General features: G+C 63.2%; 2 protein-coding genes. Both read left to right on the top strand.

Annotated elements, in window-relative coordinates; all coding sequences use genetic code 11:
- The first annotated feature begins 8 nt into the window (after positions 1 to 8).
- Positions 9 to 884 (top strand): tyrosine-type recombinase/integrase, encoded by an 876-nt coding sequence (locus tag P3T43_RS35640; RefSeq protein ID WP_429285666.1) that lies wholly within the window; start codon positions 9 to 11, stop codon positions 882 to 884.
- Positions 885 to 902: 18 nt separating this feature from the next.
- The coding region (locus P3T43_RS35635; RefSeq protein WP_429285665.1) for an IS91 family transposase at positions 903 to 1451 on the top strand (549 nt) is incomplete at its 3' end.

Genomic DNA, 1451 nt, shown 5'->3' with positions numbered 1-1451 from the left:
GCCGCATCATGACCTCCAATCAACCGGGCGTCAGCCCTTTGCGTCAGCGTATGACGGACGACATGCGCATGCGCCAGCTTTCCCCCAAGACTCAGGCAGGCTACCTGCGCATTGTGCGTGAATTCGCCCGATATCTTAAACGCTCACCCGACACGGCGACTGTCGAAGACCTGCGAAACTACCAGCTGTATCTGGTCGATCGCGGAACGTCGCCCGTCTCCCTCAATGCCGCGATCACCGGGCTGAAGTTCTTCTTCGAGATCACGCTTCGGGAGCCGGAATTAATGGCCCGGATGCAGCCGGTGCGCGTGCCGCGCGTACTGCCGGTTGTCCTCAGCCCCGACGAGGTCCGGCGACTGATTGCAGCAACAGGGAATCTGAAGCATCAGACGGCGTTGTCACTCGCCTACGGCACGGGCCTGCGTGCCAGCGAAGTGGTCGCACTCAAGGTGGGCGACATCGATAGCCAACGCATGACGCTTCGGGTCGAACAGGGCAAGGGTCGCAAGGATCGCTATGCCATGCTTTCGCCGGTGCTGCTCGAGCGCCTGCGGGTCTGGTGGCGCGTGGCCCGCGCCCAGGGCAAGATGCCCGATGGCGGCTGGCTATTTCCAGGACTTGATCCTGTTGATCCGCTGACTCCACGGCAACTCAATCGTGCGATTCGCGCGGCGGCTGAATCCGCACAGATCGACAAGCGCGTATCGATGCATACGCTGCGCCACAGTTTCGCCACGCACCTGCTCGAACAGAAGGTCGACATCCGGGTAATCCAGGTGCTGCTTGGCCACAAGAAACTCGAAACGACAGCGCTTTATGCCCAGGTCGCCACCGACCTGCTGCATGAAGTCGTCAGCCCGCTGGAGCGCCTGCGTACCGAGTAACCGGCGCGGTCCGATCCGATGCTGGAGGTCGCGGACATCTTCCGCGCCTGCGGGGCCACGTGGCGACGCACGGTAGCACTGAGCCTCGGGCAGCTGAAGGTGATGTCGGCCATCGAACAGTGCCGCAGTGCGGCGCTGGGCGGGCATGTGCTGCGCTGTTCCAGCTGCACACGAACCGAGATCGCCTATAACTCCTGCCGAAACAGGCATTGCCCGAAGTGTCAGGCCAGCGCCGCACACCGCTGGCTCGAAGCGCGCGAGGCTGACCTGCTGCCCGTCGAGTACTACCACGTCGTCTTCACGCTTCCTGCACCGATCAGTGCGATCGCCTGGTACAACAAGCGCGTTATCTACGGGCTGCTGTTCGACATCGCCGCCGAGACGCTGCGTACCATCGCCGCAGATCCCAAGCACCTGGGCGCCAACATTGGCGCCACGCTCGTGCTGCATACCTGGGGCTCCGCGCTCACGCATCATCCGCATGTGCACGGTATTGTCCCTGGCGGTGGCCTGTCAGCAAACGGCGATCGCTGGGTCGCGTGCCGGCCCGGTTTCTTTCTGCCAGTG

The organism is Paraburkholderia sp. GAS41 (assembly GCF_050436545.1).
GTDB lineage: Bacteria > Pseudomonadota > Gammaproteobacteria > Burkholderiales > Burkholderiaceae > Paraburkholderia.
Note: the sequence above shows the minus strand (reverse complement) of the source record. Positions and strands in the feature narration are given on the sequence as shown.